The organism is Nocardia sp. FBN12, from assembly GCF_054031145.1.
In genome coordinates this window covers 4,079,171-4,098,199 of sequence record NZ_CM132926.1, presented here as the reverse complement: position 1 = coordinate 4,098,199, position 19,029 = coordinate 4,079,171, and the positions used below count along the sequence as shown (strand labels likewise).

16 protein-coding genes and 2 pseudogenes are annotated in these 19,029 nt (G+C 64.5%); 10 read left to right on the top strand and 8 right to left on the bottom strand.

Features of this window, described 5'->3' with window-relative positions; all coding sequences use genetic code 11:
- The first annotated feature begins 78 nt into the window (after window positions 1-78).
- Window positions 79-963 carry a phosphatidate cytidylyltransferase gene (locus ACWZHB_RS19515; protein ID WP_427909228.1) on the top strand — a complete coding sequence of 295 codons (885 nt, stop codon included), beginning with the start codon at window positions 79-81 and terminating at the stop codon, window positions 961-963.
- Window positions 964-966: 3 nt separating this feature from the next.
- On the opposite strand, the gene ACWZHB_RS19510 is transcribed toward ACWZHB_RS19515, so the two are convergent.
- Entirely contained in the window at window positions 967-1,347 is a 381-nt protein-coding gene (locus ACWZHB_RS19510; protein WP_427903297.1) for a LapA family protein, read from the bottom strand.
- Between the two features lie 101 nt (window positions 1,348-1,448).
- Here ACWZHB_RS19510 and rlmN point away from each other — a divergent pair, with 101 nt between their 5' ends.
- The 6 genes from rlmN to ACWZHB_RS19480 all read left to right on the top strand — a co-directional run bounded on the left by rlmN (window position 1,449) and on the right by ACWZHB_RS19480 (window position 11,109).
- On the top strand, window positions 1,449-2,558 hold the full coding sequence (gene rlmN / locus ACWZHB_RS19505; protein ID WP_427903296.1) for a 23S rRNA (adenine(2503)-C(2))-methyltransferase RlmN: 1,110 nt from the start codon (window positions 1,449-1,451) through the stop codon (window positions 2,556-2,558).
- 216 nt (window positions 2,559-2,774) lie between these two features.
- On the top strand, window positions 2,775-3,089 hold the full coding sequence (locus tag ACWZHB_RS19500) for a hypothetical protein (protein WP_427903295.1): 315 nt from the start codon (window positions 2,775-2,777) through the stop codon (window positions 3,087-3,089).
- Between the two features lie 226 nt (window positions 3,090-3,315).
- The gene (locus tag ACWZHB_RS19495; RefSeq protein ID WP_427903294.1) at window positions 3,316-4,878 is read left to right on the top strand and encodes a magnesium transporter CorA family protein; all 1,563 of its coding nucleotides are present in this window, start codon (window positions 3,316-3,318) and stop codon (window positions 4,876-4,878) included.
- The gene (locus ACWZHB_RS19490) at window positions 4,875-5,609 is read left to right on the top strand and encodes a hypothetical protein (RefSeq protein WP_427903293.1); all 735 of its coding nucleotides are present in this window, start codon (window positions 4,875-4,877) and stop codon (window positions 5,607-5,609) included. The genes ACWZHB_RS19495 and ACWZHB_RS19490 overlap by 4 nt, the downstream gene beginning before the upstream one ends.
- Window positions 5,606-10,090 carry a coiled-coil domain-containing protein gene (locus ACWZHB_RS19485; RefSeq protein ID WP_427903292.1) on the top strand — a complete coding sequence of 1,495 codons (4,485 nt, stop codon included), beginning with the start codon at window positions 5,606-5,608 and terminating at the stop codon, window positions 10,088-10,090. Before ACWZHB_RS19490 ends, ACWZHB_RS19485 begins: the two co-directional genes overlap by 4 nt.
- On the top strand, window positions 10,087-11,109 hold the full coding sequence (locus ACWZHB_RS19480; RefSeq protein WP_427903291.1) for a hypothetical protein: 1,023 nt from the start codon (window positions 10,087-10,089) through the stop codon (window positions 11,107-11,109). The genes ACWZHB_RS19485 and ACWZHB_RS19480 overlap by 4 nt, the downstream gene beginning before the upstream one ends.
- Before the next feature lie 70 nt (window positions 11,110-11,179).
- On the opposite strand, the pseudogene ACWZHB_RS19475 reads toward ACWZHB_RS19480, so the two are convergent.
- From ACWZHB_RS19475 to ACWZHB_RS19460, 4 genes and pseudogenes are all read right to left on the bottom strand, one after another.
- Window positions 11,180-11,470 (bottom strand): annotated as a pseudogene (locus ACWZHB_RS19475) (IS30 family transposase); the annotation flags it as partial.
- Between the two features lie 79 nt (window positions 11,471-11,549).
- Window positions 11,550-12,077: a hypothetical protein gene (locus tag ACWZHB_RS19470; RefSeq protein WP_427903290.1), complete on the bottom strand. Its 528-nt coding sequence runs from the start codon at window positions 12,075-12,077 to the stop codon at window positions 11,550-11,552.
- Window positions 12,074-12,625: a nucleotidyl transferase AbiEii/AbiGii toxin family protein gene (locus ACWZHB_RS19465; RefSeq protein WP_427909227.1), complete on the bottom strand. Its 552-nt coding sequence runs from the start codon at window positions 12,623-12,625 to the stop codon at window positions 12,074-12,076. Before ACWZHB_RS19465 ends, ACWZHB_RS19470 begins: the two co-directional genes overlap by 4 nt.
- 104 nt (window positions 12,626-12,729) lie before the next feature.
- Window positions 12,730-13,056: a hypothetical protein gene (locus ACWZHB_RS19460; RefSeq protein WP_427903289.1), complete on the bottom strand. Its 327-nt coding sequence runs from the start codon at window positions 13,054-13,056 to the stop codon at window positions 12,730-12,732.
- Window positions 13,057-13,157: 101 nt separating this feature from the next.
- Here ACWZHB_RS19460 and ACWZHB_RS19455 point away from each other — a divergent pair.
- Window positions 13,158-13,727, top strand: a pseudogene (locus tag ACWZHB_RS19455) (radical SAM protein); the annotation flags it as partial.
- Between the two features lie 266 nt (window positions 13,728-13,993).
- Here the strand turns inward: ACWZHB_RS19455 and ACWZHB_RS19450 are convergent.
- The 3 genes from ACWZHB_RS19450 to ACWZHB_RS19440 form a co-directional block, all read right to left on the bottom strand.
- Entirely contained in the window at window positions 13,994-14,782 is a 789-nt protein-coding gene (locus ACWZHB_RS19450; RefSeq protein ID WP_427903288.1) for a nucleotidyl transferase AbiEii/AbiGii toxin family protein, read from the bottom strand.
- Entirely contained in the window at window positions 14,779-15,444 is a 666-nt protein-coding gene (locus ACWZHB_RS19445; protein WP_427903287.1) for a type IV toxin-antitoxin system AbiEi family antitoxin domain-containing protein, read from the bottom strand. Before ACWZHB_RS19445 ends, ACWZHB_RS19450 begins: the two co-directional genes overlap by 4 nt.
- Before the next feature lie 391 nt (window positions 15,445-15,835).
- Window positions 15,836-16,639, bottom strand: coding sequence for a transglutaminase-like domain-containing protein (locus ACWZHB_RS19440; RefSeq protein ID WP_427903286.1), 804 nt, complete (start codon window positions 16,637-16,639; stop codon window positions 15,836-15,838).
- A gap of 115 nt (window positions 16,640-16,754) precedes the next feature.
- On the opposite strand from ACWZHB_RS19440, the gene ACWZHB_RS19435 reads away from it, so the two are divergent.
- On the top strand, window positions 16,755-17,177 hold the full coding sequence (locus ACWZHB_RS19435; protein WP_427903285.1) for an uL11 family ribosomal protein: 423 nt from the start codon (window positions 16,755-16,757) through the stop codon (window positions 17,175-17,177).
- A gap of 185 nt (window positions 17,178-17,362) precedes the next feature.
- On the top strand, window positions 17,363-18,964 hold the full coding sequence (locus ACWZHB_RS19430) for a serine/threonine-protein kinase (protein WP_427903284.1): 1,602 nt from the start codon (window positions 17,363-17,365) through the stop codon (window positions 18,962-18,964).
- The last annotated feature ends 65 nt before the right edge of the window (window positions 18,965-19,029 follow it).

Below are 19,029 nucleotides of genomic sequence, written 5' to 3'. Positions count from 1 at the left end.
GATGAACGGAACGACGAGTTGAGCGACGGGACAATCGTGGCCGAAGACGCCGCCGCCACCGGGGCGGCACCGGATCCCATGCCGGACAAGGTCGAGGAGACCGCGCCCGCGGCCACGCCGCAGGAGGAGCAGCCGTCTGCCCCGGCATCCAGGGCAGGGCGCAATCTGCCCGCGGCCCTGGCTGTCGGGCTGACGCTCGGGCTGTCGCTGATCGCGATCCTGTTGTTCGTCCCGAAGGTGTTCATCGCGGTCGCGGGGCTCGGCGTCGGCGTCGCGACCTGGGAGGTCACCAAGCGGCTGCGCGAAGCCGACGTGCTGGTGCCGCGGATTCCGCTGCTGGTGGGCGGTCAGGCGGTGTTCTGGCTGGGCTGGCCGTGGGGGGCCAGTGGGGTACTCGGCGCGTTCGCCGCCACCGCGCTGGTGTGCATGGTGTGGCGCCTGTTCGATCACGGCCTCAGTACCGCACCGAAGAACTTCCTGCGTGACACCGCGATCGCGGTGTTCACCCTCACCTGGATCCCGTTGCTGGCCGCGTTCTCGACGCTGCTGCTGCTCGAACCCGATGGAAATCTGCGGGTGCTCACCTTCATGATCCTGGTGGTGTGCTCCGATGTCGGCGGCTATGTCGCCGGTGTGCTGTTCGGCAGGCATCCGATGGTGCCCGCGATCAGCCCGAAGAAGTCGTGGGAGGGGTTCTGCGGGTCGCTGGTGTTCAGCGTGATCGGCGGTCTGCTGACCGTCACGCTGCTGCTCGAGGCCAATTCGATGATCGGTGTGGTGCTCGGTGTCGGCCTGGTGGCCGTGGCGACCATCGGTGATCTGATCGAGTCGCAGATCAAGCGCGAACTCGGCATCAAGGACATGGGAACGCTACTGCCGGGGCACGGCGGAATCATGGACCGTCTCGACTCGATGCTGCCCTCGGCGTTCGTTTCCTGGCTCGTCCTCAGCGCGCTGCTCTGAGTATCAGGAAGATTTCTTGGCGGCGTGCCGCAGCTGCAGGATGCGTACCCCGCCGACCAGCCCCATCACCAGCGCGCCCGCGATCACCGACAGCAACACGGTGATGCCGAGCGGCAGTTCGAAATCCCAGAACAGCAGGTCGGTGCGGACCTTGTCGAGATTCTGGATGATGAAGATCAGCAGCACGATGCCGAGCAGGGCCGCGGCCAGCAACGCTATCCAGGTGTAGCCGGTGCGTGATCCGTGCACGGCGTCGCGCGGGGTCGGTACCGGCTTGGTGGCAGGCTTCGCCGGTTCGGCGGGCTTGCTGTGCTTGCCGGTGAGATCGGTCGACGGCGGGTCGTGCTCGGCCGGTGACGCACCGGATTCTGCATGTGTACTCATAGTTCGATCATTGCCGACTGCTATGGCTCACGCACGCAACTTCTCGATAACGTCGCCCGGCGTGGCGGGTCCGACGTGGCGTTTGGGACAATGGTGAAACTATGGCCATCTCCCTGCCCCTCGTGTTCGATGCCCCGCGCCGCGGCATGCCGCCGCGCCACCTCGCCGATCTCGACTCGGACGAACGCAAGGCCGCGGTGCAGGAGCTGGGATTGCCGAAGTTCCGGGCCGACCAGCTGGCCCGTCAGTACTACGGCCGCCTGCAGTCCGATCCGGCGCTGATGACCGATCTGCCCGCCGACGTGCGCGAAAAGGTCGGCCAGACGCTGTTCCCGCCGCTGCTGTCGGTGGTGCGCAATATCGCCTGCGACGAGGGCGATACCCGCAAAACGCTGTGGAAGGCACACGACGGGACGCTGCTGGAGAGCGTGCTCATGCGCTATCCCGACCGCAACACGCTGTGCATTTCCAGCCAGGCCGGGTGCGGGATGGCCTGTCCGTTCTGCGCGACCGGGCAGGCGGGGCTCACCCGCAACCTGTCGACCGCGGAGATCGTCGACCAGGTGCGCGCGGCCGCGGCCGACCTGCGCGACGGCGAGGTGCACGGCGGTCCCGGCCGGCTGTCCAACATCGTGTTCATGGGGATGGGCGAGCCCCTCGCGAACTACAAGCGGGTGGTGAACGCGGTTCGCCGGATCACCTCGCCCGCGCCCGACGGGCTCGGTATCTCGCAGCGCTCGGTGACGGTGTCGACCGTCGGTCTGGCGCCCGCGATCCGCAAGCTGGCCGACGAGGACATGTCGGTGCGCCTGGCGGTCTCGCTGCACACTCCCGACGACGAACTGCGCGACACTCTGGTGCCGGTGAACAATCGCTGGTCCATCGCCGAAGTGCTCGACGCCGCACGCTATTACGCGGACAAGTCCGGGCGACGCGTGTCGATCGAGTACGCGTTGATCCGCGATATCAACGATCAGCCGTGGCGTGCGGACATGCTCGGCAAGAAGCTGCACAAGGCCCTGGGCCCGCTCGTGCACGTGAACCTGATCCCGTTGAACCCGACACCGGGCAGTGAATGGGACGCCAGCCCCAAGCCGGTCGAGAAGGAGTTCGTGCGCCGCGTGATCGCTCAGGGTGTGTCGTGCACGGTGCGCGATACCCGGGGTCAGGAGATCGCCGCGGCGTGTGGGCAACTCGCAGCAGAAGGCTGATGTTTGGTAGGGCGCTGTGGCTTCATCTGCGGGTAGGGATTTCGCAAAGCTGTCGTGATATCGAAAGCGGCATAGTGTGTTTCATGTTCGATCCGGGCGACGCGATGTCGAGTTTACCGCCGGTTCGCTCGCCCGGCGTATTGGCGGCGGCATCAGCTTGACAAGGACTGGGTTGGCAATTGCCTTGAGGCGTTGGCGTGGATCGGTGGGCAGCGCATGTTCGTGCTGCTGGCGACGCATGTGGGGTCTGGTATGTCCACCGATCCGGACGCAGCCCAGAACGCCTACTGGTTCGGCAGAGGTCGCCGACGGTGCGCGGACACCGAGAAGCGGCCTTTTGCCGAGGTTGCTGCTGGGCTGCTGCCCGTTTCCACTGAGGTGTTCAGCGGCGACGATTGGCGACGTGGTCGGGTCCTGTTCGTCGTGCGTTTGAGCAGTTCCTTAACGCCGTTCGGTCCGAGCTTGGTCAGTCGCGAGTACCGGACAGCTTCTACGGCGACACGGTCGCTTCATAGCGAAGTGCGGATCTAGGACGCGCGGTGTCAGCGATGTCCGTCCGGAGACCGCCACGGGTGTGTGGTAGCCGGACTGATTGCGCTATCAACAGCTGGCGGTTCGTCGGGGTTATCGGTTCATCGTCATAATGAACGCCGCTGCCGAGATCAAGATCGCCCGCTATCCTCTAGGAACCGCAGTGGGGCTACGGGCAGGTCGATGGGTCGGTCTGCGTACTCGTGGGGAGAGTGGGGCGGCGTTGATGACCGAACACGATGATGCGGAGCAGATCGATAGCTGGAATATCGCGATTCCAACCGATGACGACTCCATCACGCGACGGCGACGCGCGCTTGCCCCCATCCAGATCCTTACCGATCTCGAGCGAACCAAATCCAGCCTGGACGGCGATTTCTGGGCGGACTACGACCTTTTCCGAATCGCGCTCGCTGTGATCGACCAGGTAGCGCTGGCGATGGGATTGTCGTCGGGGCGGACCTGGGATGAGACGGTGGCCTACGCCGCCGAACAGGCGGCCAGGCAATCGCCGGATGCTGACCCGGCGCAATGGGCGAAGGTGGCTGAGCGGGTGGTTGTTTCGCTTGTCACCGTCGATGTAGAGGTCGTTCAGCATCTTGTTCACACGGCGGAGGGGCCTGCTTGGCGACAGCAGCGGTTTCGGCTGTTGTACTTGCACCCGGACAGCACCGATGGGCTTGAACACCTTCGTGCGTCCGAACAGGCCATCAACATCTTCGTCGAGGCCCTCGATCTCGACATCGAAGCCGCGCAGATCGCCAATGAAGCCCAGATGGCGGCGCTGATCGCGCGCGGCGCGGTCGCGTCGGCGGTGCAGATCGCCCGCGTCGCGCGCTATCGGTCGATCGAGTATCAGGAGCGGATCAGGCGCGTTGTCGCCGACACCCTCATCGATCCAGACACCCATGATTGGCTCGGTGATGTCCCGGCGTATCTGGATGCCGCTCTCGATCACGTCCGGGGCAGGCTCGACGCCGAGACGGCGTTGCTGGAAACAGTCGCTGATCGGCGCACCGACATTTCGGATAGGGCGCGTCTGGAAGCGCTCAATCGGTTGCTTGAGATCCTTCGTGAGTGCCGCTTTCGGCATAGCGAGTTGCATCGCCATCTCATTGGGGCGCGGGCAGCGTTGCGGCAGGCACTCGATGATCGTTTCGCGCGTCCGCCGCGCCGCACTCACCGAATCGACCTTGGCGCGGACTTGCTCGTGCCACTGCTTGCCGGCCCGACCGCAGGTGGCGCTCAAGCCGCCGACCGGTTGTTGGCAGTGGCCGGTGGGCTGCCCATTCGATGGTGGCCGTCGCTGACGACCATGACTGATGAACTGTGCACGCCGCCTCGAATCCCTGAACTAGGCGTGGAATATGAACCGCCCGAAGTCGATTCGGACGAGGCGCCCGAGTGGTGGGACGCCTACGAGGCTGTCGCGGAATCGTTGCTCGACGGCCTCACCGAGCCAACTAGGTTGTCGCAACTGCTAGCTCGCGTAGACGATGCTGTGCGGACTGTCGCCGCTGAACCGGGCGGCGATAGTCATTTCTTGGATGCTGGTGTTCTGGCTGCGACCGTGGTCCATGCTGCTCATCACGCATGGGCTCCGCATTTGGCTGGCAGATCGGCAGGTGACCAGGTCGTGGTCGCTGTCACGACTGGAGAGTCCTTGGATTCGGCGGTCACTCGCGCCGATGACCTGCTGTTGATTCCCGCCGAGGTGAGTGCCGATATCGCCGCTTCCGCCCCGAGGACTCGGACCTGGAGCGATTACGGGCAGGAGGCGCTCGAATGAGAGCCCCGAGCGAGTATGAGGATGTCGGCCGTTTCCTCGCCTGGGCCGCTCGCCCGAAGGAAACCCCCGCACGCAATGAGGAGTTGCATCGGCTCGTGCGGAGATACTATGAGGATTCTGACTTCGCCGCCGCCGTCGACGGAGTATTCGCGGGTGCAGGGCTCGATGTCAGCGTTGACGAGCGAGATGGCATCATCGCGACCGCGCGTACACACTCTCCGTTACGTTTGACAGTGGCGGACGTGTCAAAACGGGCACCACAGGCACATCGCGCGCTGCTTGGCGCGGTGATTCTGGCAGTCGCACGAACCGTATACCCGGACCCGGCGATGATTGATGATCCCGACCGAATCGCTGTTTTCACCACACAATCGGTGGTCGACACCTTGGATCGGGTAGCCCAGTCGCTCGCTGAGAACAGTGCCGACGATAGCGATATCGATGACGACCTGATCGAAGCGTGGCGGCGATGGAGTGACCTATCGCCCGCTCGTCCGAATGCTCGACGCAGGTCAACGGGAGATCGCCCGGGGATCGTTGTTCGAGTCTGCAAGATACTCGTCGAGGCAGGGTTTCTCACCGCCAAAGGTGACGCTGACGGAGGCGTCTGGGCGGCTAGACCTCGATTTCGCTATGCGGTCGGCGCGCTGTGCGATGACTCCGAACTGTTCCGGCTGGTAAATGGCCTGGCTGGCGGTTCCGGCAACGCCAGCGAGGAGGACACAGCGTGACCGACTCGCTCTTCGAAGTGAATCAGCAACCGCCGCAGGAACTGCCAACGCCGCCGCTGCGTCTGCGGCGAGTCCGCCTGCACGGTGTGGGACCCGATGGCGCCCGGTTCGATCCGCTCAATCTGGATTTCAGCACCAGTGCCGGCGCGGCCGCACGAGTGCTGTTGTCCCTGACTAACACTGGTGGGAAATCGACGCTGATCACCCTGATCTGCAGTCTCATCGTGCCCGCCGCACGGGCGCAGGTTGGCGGCAAGATCCTCGGCGACTACGTGTTGACCGGCGACACATCGCACATCGTCTGCGAATGGGAGGACGCCGCGACGGGCCACCGCACGGTCACCGGGACGGTGATGGAGTGGAAAGACGGTCGCCGACAGCCAGCCCACAAGATGCGCTCGACCTCGAACATGCATCGCGCCTGGTACATGTTCCGAACCGGCGCCGACTTGCCAGGGATCGACGATCTGCCGTTCATCGCCGATGGTCGGCGCGTGACCTACCGACACTTTCGAGCGGCCATCGACAATCTGATCGACGCGACCCCGGCGGCGCACGGGATTTCCGTCGACAAGCAAACCGACTGGACCTCCGCGTTGGAGAAACACACCAGCATCGACCCAGTCCTGTTTGGCTACCAGATGCGCATGAACGATTCCGAGACCGGCGCAGAGCAGTTGTTGCACTCGTTCGATTCGCCGGACAACGTTGTGCGTTTCTTCGTTACCGCCTTGAACGATCAACGTGATCTGGAGATCTTCGCTGAGAAGTTGGGCACTTACGCTGTTTTGGCCGGCCAGCGATCGTCGTTGGCGGAGCGGGCAAGCTTCGGTGATGTGGTCGTTCCGTTGGTCGAGCGGGTAGCGGGGTTGGCCGAGGAACGCGCGACCGCCGAAGGCGAACTGCTGCGGGCCGTCACCCTTGGCGGGGAGCATGTTTCGTCGCTCATCAACCGCATCGAGCAGGACCGCCGGAATCTGACCGATCTCGCCGCCGCAGTCACCGCCACAGGTCTCGCCTTTACGGCGGCACGGCGCGACTACGGTCAAGTTAGCGATATCCGGCTGCAGCTGGTCCTCGAGCAGTCACGCGCGGCTGTCGGGTCGGCAACCCAACGCCTCAAAGACAGTGCGGAGCGCGCGAACCAAGCCCAGCTCGCCGCGAGAGCGTGGCGGGCGGTGAACGATGTCCTCGCGCTACGCGTCGCGCGAGCGGCGGCGGACACCGCGCGCCAAGCCTACGAGAAAGCTGACGCGGATCTAGGCCCGTTGCGTACTGATGTCGCCCACGCCGCCGCCGCGTTGGCGGGCAGGCTCGACGGGTTGATCACGGAATCCGGCGCTGCGGCGGAAAACGCCGATGACCGCGCCGACGCTGCGGTCGAGCTCAAGAAGCAGGCGGACGAGAAGAAGACAGCCGCCCTCGTCACAATCGCGAATCTCTCCGGTGAGCGATCACGCGTGCGCGCGGAAGTTGAGGCCGCGCGTCTAGCGCGAAAGGAGGCGGTGGCCGCAGGTTGGCTGCATGAGCTCGAAAGCCTGGACGATTGCTTACGACGCTGGCGAGAAACCCAAACGAGCGCAGAACAGTCGGCTGAAACCGCCCGCACCCGTGGGGAATCCGCCGAACAACGATTCGACGAACTCGGTAGGGCCATTGAGCAGCTGAACGCAAGCATGAACGGACTCCGCGAACAGCGACAGTCGACGGCGACCGATGGCGAGCGTTTTGTCGCCGATTTCGCCGTGGTGACCGGGGATTGCGTTGTCCTTGAGTTGGCTGGCGGCGAGGTGACCGACACCGAAACACTGCTCCGCACAGCCGATCTCGCAGCTGAGGCCGCGCGTGGTGCCGATGCCCGATCGAGCGAACATGGCTCGGCGGCAAAGGCTGCGTATCGTCAACTCGGCCTGCTCGATCTGACTGGCACCGCGCCAGCCGCGCAGGACGTGCTTGATGTACTCGATACGCTTTCCGCCGCTGGGATCGGCTCTGTCACTGGGCTGCAGTGGATCGAGAACAACATCGTCGACGCGGACGCGCGCCAACCCTTCATCGCCGCCAATCCTGAACTCGCGGGCGGAGTCGTTGTCTCCGACCGGAACAGATTCGACGACGGCGTGCGGGTCCTCCAGGACAGCGAGTTGCGTACGAGGACGCCGGTCACCGTGACCACCCCGCCGACGACACCGACACCGCTGACGCCGCCGATGTCCTTCCGTCACGTCGTCATTCCCCATCGCGCGACCTGGGACCGAGTCTGGGCTGCTGAACTGCGGCAGGAACTGGAAGTAGCGGCCCAACACCACGACGAACAGGCGCGACAGGCGACCGAAGCCGCCCAGCAGTACCGCGCGAGCGAAGCGCGGTGTCGTGACTTCGCCCGACGGTGGGGCGCTACCACGCTCGGCAACCTGGAAGCGGCCGCGCGAGGTGCCGCTGAGGCGCTGGAGACGGCCGAAGCCAAGCTCGATGGTCTGTCACAAGAGCGAACGGGCCAGCGCACCCTCGCGGGAGACGCCCGAATCGAAGAACGCAGGCAGACTGATCTCGCCACGATCGCAAAGGAACGCGCGAGACTCGCCGTTGAGTTGGCAGACCAGTCGACGCTAGCCGATCAGGCAGAGACGTCGATATTGGGGATCGATGCAAAGCTCAACCAGGCGAAGACCGCCCGCGATCAAGCCATTGCCAGTATCGAAGACGCCGAGGACGCCTTCAAGGCAGCGACGCGACAAGCAGCCAACTACCGCAGCGACTGCGAGTCGCACCGGCGGGAACGAGCAGACCTCGGCGTCGACATTTCGGGCACCGACCCTGGCGGCAATCCGGCGATCCTGCGCACACAATGGACGACTCTGCGCGAGGAATTGGCCAAAGCGGAGCACGGCATGGTCGAGGCAACCCGATTCGAGGATGCGAACAAGGCGGTGAGCCGTGCGTTGACTGAGGTCAACCGGCTCGACCCTGATATCCATAGTCGAGCTGAAAGTCTGTGCGACACAATAGAAGCCAGCACTGATACCACCCGGGCTGACGCGCAGCGCCGATCGCAATCAGAGTTCGACGCCGCCCACCTCGCCCATCTTGACGCGCAGGCAGCCCACAACAGGGCGCGCACCGATCTTACTGCCGCTGAGCCGGCATCACCGGACCATCAGAACTACTTCGACCTCGCGCCAACGGAGTGGTCACCCGCGCACCCTGACGATATTCCCGACCTGCTCGAACGACTCGAAGCCCACAACGGCGAGATGCGTGATCGGCGCGACGCAGCAGAATCAGAACACAAAGAGGCCAACCAACTGCATGACGCGGTGCAAGACGATGTCGCCGCCTTCACCCTCACCACCGAGATGTGGGCGGCAGAGCACGTTCCCACCGTCGTGGTCTTCCCGGGTTCCGCCGACAGCGCCCGAGAACAGCTGCGCGGGCATGTGAAGAACCATCAACGCGTGGACCGCGCCGCTCAGGCCGCGCGCGAGGCGATCCACGCCGCAGTCGCCAAGGTGCGCGAGGTCGCTGCAGGTCCGCGATTTGCCAGCCTGGACACCCCCGATGTCATTCGGATCAGATCACTTCACGAACCGGACCTCGTCGCTGAAGCGGACATACTGACCCGTCGAATCAGGGCGGTGACTGAGTCCGCGCGCGCAGACCTCGAACAGCTTGACGTACACAGAAGTATCTTGTGCGACGACCTGCTCGCGCTGTGCCGCACGCAGCGACGCATGCTGCGCGAGGTCTCGCAGTCATCGAGGCTGCCCGCCGGACTCGGCGACCTGTCGGACAATCCAGCGATCAAGATCCGATTCGAAGAGGCGCCCGCGGTCGAAGCGGCCGCGCGCCTAGCGAACCGAGTCGACAGTTGGTCAACCGAGCTGTCCGAAAACCCGAAAAAGGCCAAATCGGCTGACGTGCGGGCACGCTGGCTCGCCGACGCCGTCCGTGACACGGTGGTGAACCGCGCTCGTGCGGGCGCATGGGCGATCGAGATCCTCAAGCCTCGCATCGACGGACATGTCGCGTACTGCCCGCCTGATCGGATACCCCACGAGTTCTCCGGTGGCCAAGTCCTCACTCTCGCGGTCTTGGTCTACTGCGCGCTCTCGCGCGTACGGTCATCGCACCGGCAGGGAGGTGCCCGGCCTGCCGGAACGCTGCTGCTGGACAATCCTTTTGGCGCGGCTTCAGCGGAGCCGCTGATCGAGATGCAGCACCGGCTCGCCGCCCATACTGGAGTTCAGCTCGTGTGCGCGACGGGGCTACACGATCCGGCGGTCGAAGCGGCGTTCGCCGGGACCGGATCGGTGATTGTCAAGTTGCGCAATGACGGGGACCTGCGGCGCAATCTGTCATTCTTGCGGCTTCGGGCAACGGTCGTCGAGGGCGTCGATATTGTCGAATCGATAGTGCGAGGCCGTGATAAAGGATCTGCTCAGAACTGGGTGGATGGCATCGGCTACGAGATCCGACGATGAGCGTGCGCGAATCCGAGATCGCCGCGTTGCGTGCGGCACTTGTGGCCAAAGGGTCGGTGCGCATCTCCCATGAAGACCTGTGGCGATTATGGTGTGTCGCCGCTCCTCGGCTCGTCGGCAGCCCGCAGCAGACCGACGATCTGCATGAGTGCCTCCGCGCGCTTGCCGAGGAGAACACGATCTGCTTGCCGTCGCGGTCGTCGAAGCGCTTGTGGCCCAGTTATGTCACCGTTCCCGCGTCTCGTCCCGCCGTGAAATCCAAACCGTGGGTGAGCTATCCGTGGCGCGCCGAATTGGGCTGGGCGGCGTCATTGCGAACCCTGTCGCAGGAACTCTTCGCTGAACTTGTCGCGATCAACACCTGGTTGGGCCGACACGCTACGCAGACCGTCCCGCTCGTTCCCTTGCGTTACCGTTCCGCCGAAATCTTCGGCAAGGAGAAAAGACTCGACGATCTCGCCCGCACGACACTGTTTGATTCAGGCAGGCTCACCCTTGACCTATTGGCGTGCGTTCGCTATCCGCCGCCCCTGCCCGCCGCGATTGTCGGCAATGGTCCGGATGTCCTCATCGTCGAGAACAGCGACACCTACTGGGTATTCCACGAACTTCTGCGCGACATCACGGGCCACCCCATTGGGGCCATCGCTTGGGGCAGCGGGCGGACCTTTCCCGCCCAGGTCGACGCGTTAGGCGTTGACGTCGCCGGTCGCGGCCCAGTGAGCGGAATCGCCTGGTACTGGGGTGACTTTGATCCAGCGGGGATCGCGATTGCCGAAGCCGCCGCGTTAGCGTCGAGCACTGTGCCCGTGCAGCCAGCGCGCGGCCTCTGGTCGGCCATGGCCGGGCGTCCCATTCAAGACCGTGACGCTGTGGACTGGTCTGGCGTCCAAGGCGGCCACCTTCTGGGCTCCGAGTCCTGGGCGCTGCTAGCCCCTATCCGAGCCGCCTGCGGCCGAGTCGCACAAGAATCGGTGCTCATCGACACACTTGTCGAATGGGTGAACGAACCGCGATGAGGTGTTGCTGAGTCGGGTCCTTTTGGAACAGGATCAGTGATGACGTAGCGACGGGGGAGACAAGGCGGTGTCAATCCATGGAAGCAACGAGTAACGCCTCATACGCTTCGCGGGGCGTCCGCCAGTCCAACAGCCTCATCGGGATTTCGTTGATCTCGTCAGCGATCGCGTCGAGGTAGGGCTGGTGAGTGGTGATCTCGGTTCCCTTGGACAGATACCGACGAATGCCACGGTTACGGTTCTCGTTCGACCCGCGTTCCCAGGGACGATGCGGGTGCGCGAAGTAGATCGACATTCCCGTCATCGCCGTAATGTGTTGGTGGCGTGCCATTTCCGTTCCTTGGTCCCAGGTCAACGACCGGTCGCCTGCGTCAAGCTCGCCGCCGATGCATTGCTGTCTCCAGTTTGGGGCCCTGGGCTCACGCTCATTGTAATCGCTTCTACTCGAACGGGATATCAGTCAGCCCCGGATCACTTCTAATCCATTGCCACCGAGGTGCGTCGTCGAGAATCAGTAGCACGGTGTCGTGGTAGTTAAATTGGTCGGAGTGTAGCTGGCGCAATTTCTGGAGATCGTCCTTTATATTTTTAGCGGATTTCTTGATTTCCACTGCGAGCAGATTTGACTCGTCATTACCGCGGACATGGATCACTAGATCGGGTCTTTCTCCGATCGGGCCGCTATTGCGGATCGTTTTTGATCGTGTGCCCTGGCGGTTGTACTCCGTATCTACGCGCAGCCTGTTATCCGGACGTTCCACTGAATTGGCGAGGCGTAGACCAATCCGGAATGCAAGAGTTTGCTCGTGAACAGTGGATTCGATGAGTTCTCGCTCGTCCCGATACAGTGCCAGGACCGCGCTGCGGAGGTACGCATGAACATCATCGTGCGTTGGGTGGCCAGCTTGGATTCGTTTCCTGTCACGGGACTCCAAGGTTGATCGAAGTGCGTTACCTGATGAAATCATGGATTTTGAAGCTCCTGTCGCCAGATTGTGAATCGGCGGCGCATGGCAGTGGTGAATTCTGATGGCACGTCGTACTCGGCGAAGGCGTCGTCGGTAATCTGGGTGAGTGCGCCGAGTGCGTCTGCGAAGAGGTGGTCGTCGAAACCGCTGTCGGCGTTCTTGGCTAAGTCGAGCAGCCGGTTGTGGTCGTATCGGCCGCTGGTGATCGCGGCGTCGATGTCGAGGAAGTCGCGGGGTAGCGCCCGCCCGAACAGTGCACACATTTTGTTGGCGACGGCGTCATCGGGGTGAAGGACTGGCCCGACGTCGAGCAGAACCGGAGGGTGGGCTCGCCAGTCGGCCGACATCTCGAGTTTGTCGGGTTCTAGGTTGGGTTCTTTCGCGGAATGAACCAGCAGGCGGGCGAAGGTTTCGCCGGTCATCGCGGTAGTGACGACATATCCATGTTCTTCGAGAGCGGCGACTACGGCTTTGACGGCACCAGGGAAGTCGGCTCTGCGATGCCAATCGGTGAAGAGGTCGACGTCGCCGCTCGGCCGGTTGCCCATGCCATGGGCTCGGATCGCGTAGCCGCCGGCCAACGCGAATCCGTGATCACCCGCGACGGACAGAGCAATTTCCGTGAGTCGACGGTGGCGCGGTTCCACGCGTTCTACGCCGACGCCAGGCGGCTGAGTTCAGCAAGTTCAGGGAAGCTGACTTCCCAGACGCGCCTGGTTGCCGCGGGCAGCCAGATGTATGACCAAAGTTGTTTGAGCACCGCTTGATTGAGGTAGGTATGAAGATCGCTCGGACTCATGGCCTCGTTGATAACCGCGCGGTAGAGATCGACGATTCGACCTGGCCGGTCTAGGTCGTAGTGGGCGTTACCCGACCAATCGAGGTGACTGGGAAGGTTCACGATCCCGCTGGTAGGGCCCTTGAGGAACACCAGATTCTCCGGGACCACGACAGGCTTGCTGTACTTCCTGTCTGGCATTGCCCGCTCCTCGTCTTGTCAGTCGGCCGTTCGCACAAGCCTACCGTGCGCGAAGGCTGTTGAGCAGGGATGCGGCTGGTCAGAGCATTTGTAAATCAGGGGGCATGGGCGAGCCCCTCGCGAACTACAAGCGGGTGGTGAACGCGGTTCGCCGGATCACCTCGCCCGCGCCCGACGGGCTCGGTATCTCGCAGCGCTCGGTGACGGTGTCGACCGTCGGCCTCGCGCCCGCGATCCGCAAGCTGGCCGACGAGGACATGTCGGTGCGTCTGGCGGTGTCGTTGCACACGCCCGACGACGAGTTGCGCGACACCTTGGTACCGGTGAACAACCGCTGGTCAATCGCTGAAGTGCTCGACGCCGCACGCTATTACGCTGACAAGTCCGGTCGCCGGGTGTCGATCGAGTACGCGCTCATCCGTGACATCAATGACCAGCCGTGGCGTGCGGACATGCTCGGCAAGAAACTACACAAGGCCCTGGGCCCGCTCGTCCACGTGAACCTGATCCCGCTCAACCCGACCCCGGGCAGCGAGTGGGATGCGAGCCCGAAACCCGTTGAGCGCGAGTTCGTTCGGCGCGTCATCGCCCAAGGTGTGTCGTGCACGGTGCGTGATACCCGCGGCCAGGAGATCGCTGCCGCCTGTGGGCAATTGGCCGCCGAGGGCTGATGGGCGGCGACAGCGGCTGGGTATGAAGCTCTGAATCAAGTTGTCGGAGGCCATGTGCCAGCCAAAGGTGAAACCTCTCCCTAGGACGCCGCCGGTCGGCAGATCGGGCTCGATACCGATCGAAGTTTTCAGAGCCTGCCCAGCAGGATAAGGTCGAACCAGGCAGAACCCCACTTGCGCAATACGTTCGCATCCACAGTTCCCAGCTGAACTCCCAGTTCGTCAGGCTCCATCGCGAGATCTCATCACAAATCGTGGCCGGTCGGTCAGTTCGGCATCGGGCGCTGTCGGTCCGGTGGTGGTGCGGCGCTCGTCCAGGCGTCGCGAACGAGGCAGAGTGCGTGAGCGGCAGTCACTTCGAGTCGGGTTTGGCCTGCGAGTTGTGCATGCCATTGAGCTTCGCTGGGGGCGGTGGCGAATTGCCGGGGTTGTGGGGGTTTGTTGGTGGGGCCGAGTCGTTGAAAGAGGGTGGCGGCCTCATGGTCGATAGCGTTGATGGTGGCGAGGGCCCAGAGATCCCAGAGGTCTCTTGGGGCGGCGCGGTCGTACCAGGCGACGGCTTTCGCGGTGGCGAAGGCGGGGCGGGTGGGGACGCACAGGGTCGCGGGTGGGGCGTTGCGGTAGCGCTGGGTTAGCCGGCGCGGTTCCGTGGGCCATCGGGTTGTGCCGGTCCTGGAGAGTAGTTGGATCTTGAGGCCGATTCTGCCGTCCCGGGTGATCAACCGGGCCGGTTCGGTATCGATGACGGCGCTGAGGCTGGTTTCCCACTCCAGTCGGCCGAATTGGCGCTGTACAGAGCGCGGCAAAGTGCGCGTGAGTTCGGCGGCCAGGCGGGAACGAGGAGTAATGGCGATGAGGTCGATGTCTTCGCTGAGGCGGCCGTTCGGCAGGTGGGTGCGAGCTAGTGCGGTACCGCCGAAGAAGATGGGGGATTCGGCATGTGTGCTGCTCAGATGGCCGAGTATGAGTGAGATCAGGTAGTCGCGTTCGACTTGGGCGTCCGCAACTCCGAATTCGGTGGCGGTCGCTGCGCGTTCGTCGGGGTCGAGTGTCACCGGTTCTCCACGATGGCCTCGGCGCGGTCAAGTGCGGCACGCAGGCGTTGTTCGGTGGCGAGCTCGGTTAGTCGGTCGGGGTCGCAGAGGCGGTAGAGAGTGCGGATTGCTGTTGGTATTTCGGTGTCGGCGTCGCCGAGACCTGGTCGGTGGGCGAGGTCGAGGACGGTCTGTTCGGGTGTGGTGGCGAGGGTTGGGCCTAGTTCTGTGCGGATGAGTTCGGCATCGAGGCGGTCGGTGTCACGGGTGACGAAGCGGACGGTGGCGTCCCGGTCCATGAGTTGCAGGGCGGCGCGCTGTTTGGGGACTGCCACGACGGCGACCGCGAGGGCGCGGGGGATTGCGCCGAGGACCCGGGCGGCGCTGACACCCATGAGGATTGCGCGTTCGGGACCGAACACCGCCGTGGCGATGCCGGCGGCGACGGCCTCGAGTTCGGGCTGCCAGGGCTGGTCGACGCGGTCTTGGGGTACGACGATGTAGTAGCCGTAGACGGCACGATGCAGAAGCCCGCGAGCCGCGAGTTTCGCCAGCTGTTGATGGGGATGCTGGTAGATATCGGTTACGTGCTGGGCGGTGAGCGTGCGCAGCGGTAGGCGCGCCAGCTCCGGGCGGATACCGGGCTGCCTATACCCTGGGTCTTCCATCTCCGGCTCAATCATTATTGGAAGTCTAACCTAGAAGGTTAGTGATTCAGTAGTAATGCTGGCTGTGCTCGATCGGGCTGGGCGATGTTGGCGATGACGGTGTGGACCGTGTTCGCTCATCACAGATCCGCTGGCTACGTCGAGAGCTACGAACAGGTTCGTGGTGCGGTGGCAGACCTCGTGGGCCATCCGCTGGTCCGCGTATTAATCGGTCCTGCTGAACCCGGCTCCCGGGACCGCCGTGGGGTTAACCTCGGCGGAACGTATTCGGGTCCCGGTCGATCCCAATTTCGCGATAGGCGTACCTCCGCCTTCGCTGCGGCCGTGCGCACCTCATGAACGCTGCGCGTTGGCGCCCTTCAGGTGTACCTCCGCCAGGTGTGCACCTGATGAATGCTGTGTGGCCTCAGACGATGCTGACCGGTGCGATGAAGTCGTCGTAGGGGAGTGGACCCGCCACGAAAGCGTTGACCGACATGAAGTTCAGGGTGATGTCGCCGCCGAGGTTGTCCAGGAAGGCGATATCGGAGGCGTCGCGGCCGGTGGCGATGCGTACCAGGCTCGAGCGTGGCGCGAGGCCGGTCGGGTCGTAGGTGCGCCATCGGCCGTCGATGTAGGCCTCGCAGACGGCGTGGAAGTCCATCGGCACGCAGCCCGGTGCGTAGACCGCGGCGACCCGGGCGGGGACGCCGACCGCGCGCAGCAACGCGACCATCAGGTGCGAGAAGTCGCGGCAGACACCGGTGCCCGACAGCAGCGTCTCCACCGCGCCGTCGATGGGCGTGCTGCTGCCGGAGACGTAGGTGATCCGTCGGCCGATCCACGACGAGACGCGGTTGGCTACCTCGGGATCGGCTATGCCGTAGCCGAATTCGGCCGCCGCGAAGCCGAGTAGCTTGTCCGACTCCGCGTAGCGGCTCGGTCGCCGGTACAGCGCGAGGTCGTAGTCCGACGGTGGTTCGAGAAAAGCGGTGCCGAGGACGGTCGCCTGGTAATCGATCCGGAGGGTGCCCGCGCGCACGTCGAGCACGTGGATTCGGGAACCGTGCGAGCCGATCACTTCGCGCGGCGTGAGGAACTCGCCGTCGAGCGAGCACGTCATGGACTCGATCAGGTCGAGGCCGGGCCCGCGGGCGACAGCGATCTGACACTGCAGCATCGAATCGGCATGGACCGCGACCTCCAGGCGAGCGGAAACGTCACGTTTCACGCCCACAGACTGACAGGCGAACCGGGATCAGGCGAACCGAACCGCTCGAGCGGGTTGCGGCCCAGGCGTTATCGTCGCGGGACCGGATCGACGCGCGCGTCCGAGAGCGTTGACTATGGCGCGCGAAACAGCCTCTGTCACAGTCACTCTCGAGCTCGAAGCCGGCAACGCCTCGCTGATGGTTCTCGGCAAGATGCTCGGCCCCACCGGCGTCGCGCCCTTCGAGGTCAAACGGCGATACGACGCCGCCACGGCAGACAAACGCGGCGAGATCATCCCCGCGGTCATCACGATCGACGCCCGCAAACGCTGGACCATGCGTCTCAAGACCCCACCCACGCCATCCCTGATCCGCACAGCCCTCGGCCAGCAGGGCTCCCCACAGCCCGGCCACAAATCGGTCGGCGCGCTCAGCCGGGAACAATTGCGCCGCATCGCTATTCGAAAGCTTCCCGACCTGAACACCACCGATGTGGCGGCGGCGATGCGCATCGTGGCAGGCACCGCGCGGTCGATGGGCGTGCGCGTCGAGGACTGACCGCGGTGTTGCGAACGCGGCGGTTCATCCTGGCTCTGCGCCGCACGCCCGGCCTTGGTGTGTCCGCTCCGCCGTGTCCGCCGATGCGGGCCGTCTGCGCCGTCGTCGTCTGTAGGCGTTAGGTTGGTCGCGGCCGGCATCCGGAGTCGGCTGGGGACCGATTCGATCGGACAACGGGGGAGACCATGCTGTCGAGAGGTGATGTCTTCGCCGGGTACGCGATCGAGCGTCAGCTGGGGCGTGGCGGGATGGGGTCGGTGTATCTGGCCAGGCATCCGCGCTTGCCGCGGCACACCGCGCTCAAACTACTGAACCCGGAGTTGTTCGCCGACACCGAGATTCGTGCCAGATTCGAACGCGAGGCCGACCTCGCGGCGCAACTCGAGCATCCCAACATCGTCACGGTATACGACCGCGGCGCCGATGACGGCCGCCTCTGGATCAGCATGCAGTTCGTCGACGGCGTCGACGCGGCGACCATCGAACACCCCGTCCCCGCCGACCGTGCCCTGCGCATCGTCGAGGCCACGGCGGCCGCGCTCGACCACGCACACCGCAACGGCGTCCTGCATCGCGACGTGAAGCCCGCCAACATCCTGCTCGCCGACATCGACGGCAAAGAACGCGTCCTGCTCACCGACTTCGGCATCGCCCGCCCCCGCGACGACGTCCACCACCTCACCCAGACCGGCTCGTTCACCGCCACCCTCGCCTACGCCGCCCCGGAACAACTCACCGGCGCCCACCTCGACCACCGCGTCGACCAGTACGCCCTGGCGTGCACCCTGTATTCGTTGCTGACCGGCGTCGCCCCGTTCGACGCGACCAATCCGGTGCTGGTCATTCAGGGGCACCTGCACTCGCCGCCACCGTCGCTGCGCGCCCGCCGATCAGATCTTCCCGCAGCTCTCGACGCTGTGCTGGCCCGGGCGATGGCCAAACGTGCCGTCGACCGCTTCGACTCCTGCGCGGAATTCGCTGCCGCGGCGCGAAGGGCGCTGAGCGAAACCGGCGCGCAGCCAACGGTGTTCGCCGCGCGGTCGATGCCGCAGTTCCCGGACCCGAATCACCACCCTGGCGGTCCGAGTGCTGTGCCCCAACCGTATTCGGGGTACGCGCAGCCCTCATACGCCGCCCCCGCGCCGTCGTACCCAGGTCGCCCGATGCCGGTGCGGCGGGACAGCCGGACACCGATCGTCCTGCTTGTCGTGCTGGCATCGGTGCTCGGCGGGGGGTATTGGGTGTGGCAGGACGAGACGTCCCCGGTCGCCGACATCTTGCAGCGATCACGAGGGCACAAGGACCTGGATGCCTTGCATGAAGCCTTCCCGCAGATGGTTCCCGCGGGCTATGCGGACGGGCGCGGATACCACCGACAGTGCTCGGCATCGTTGAAGCCGCAGGGGTACGACGATCCGTGGATGAAGACATTCGACGGTTTTCAGGCGAGACGGAGTTGCTCGGATGAGCTGGTCGTCGATACCCACTACGTGTTCTACACCTACCCCACGGCCGAGGCCGCCACTGCTGTCGTCGCCCGCTTCCGCCAGGAAACGAAGGACTGGGGCCAGGCATCGACCGGTACCCGCACCGACGATCGCAGGGAGCAATCGACCGATGGCCGGTATTCCGGCTCCGCCATAGTTTCCACGTTTTCCGAACCGGCCCGCGCCCGCTGGGTGCTGGTGTTCTACCGCGGTTCCGGCAGCAGTCCACACCCGGGCTTCACGGTGGAGGCGAATATGCCGATCCTGATCGCCGACGTCGCGAGCTTTCCGCTGGGCTGAGTTCACCCACACACCGATGCCCGCAACGCCGCGAGCGGCGTTTTGGTAGGGTCCAGGCCGTCGGA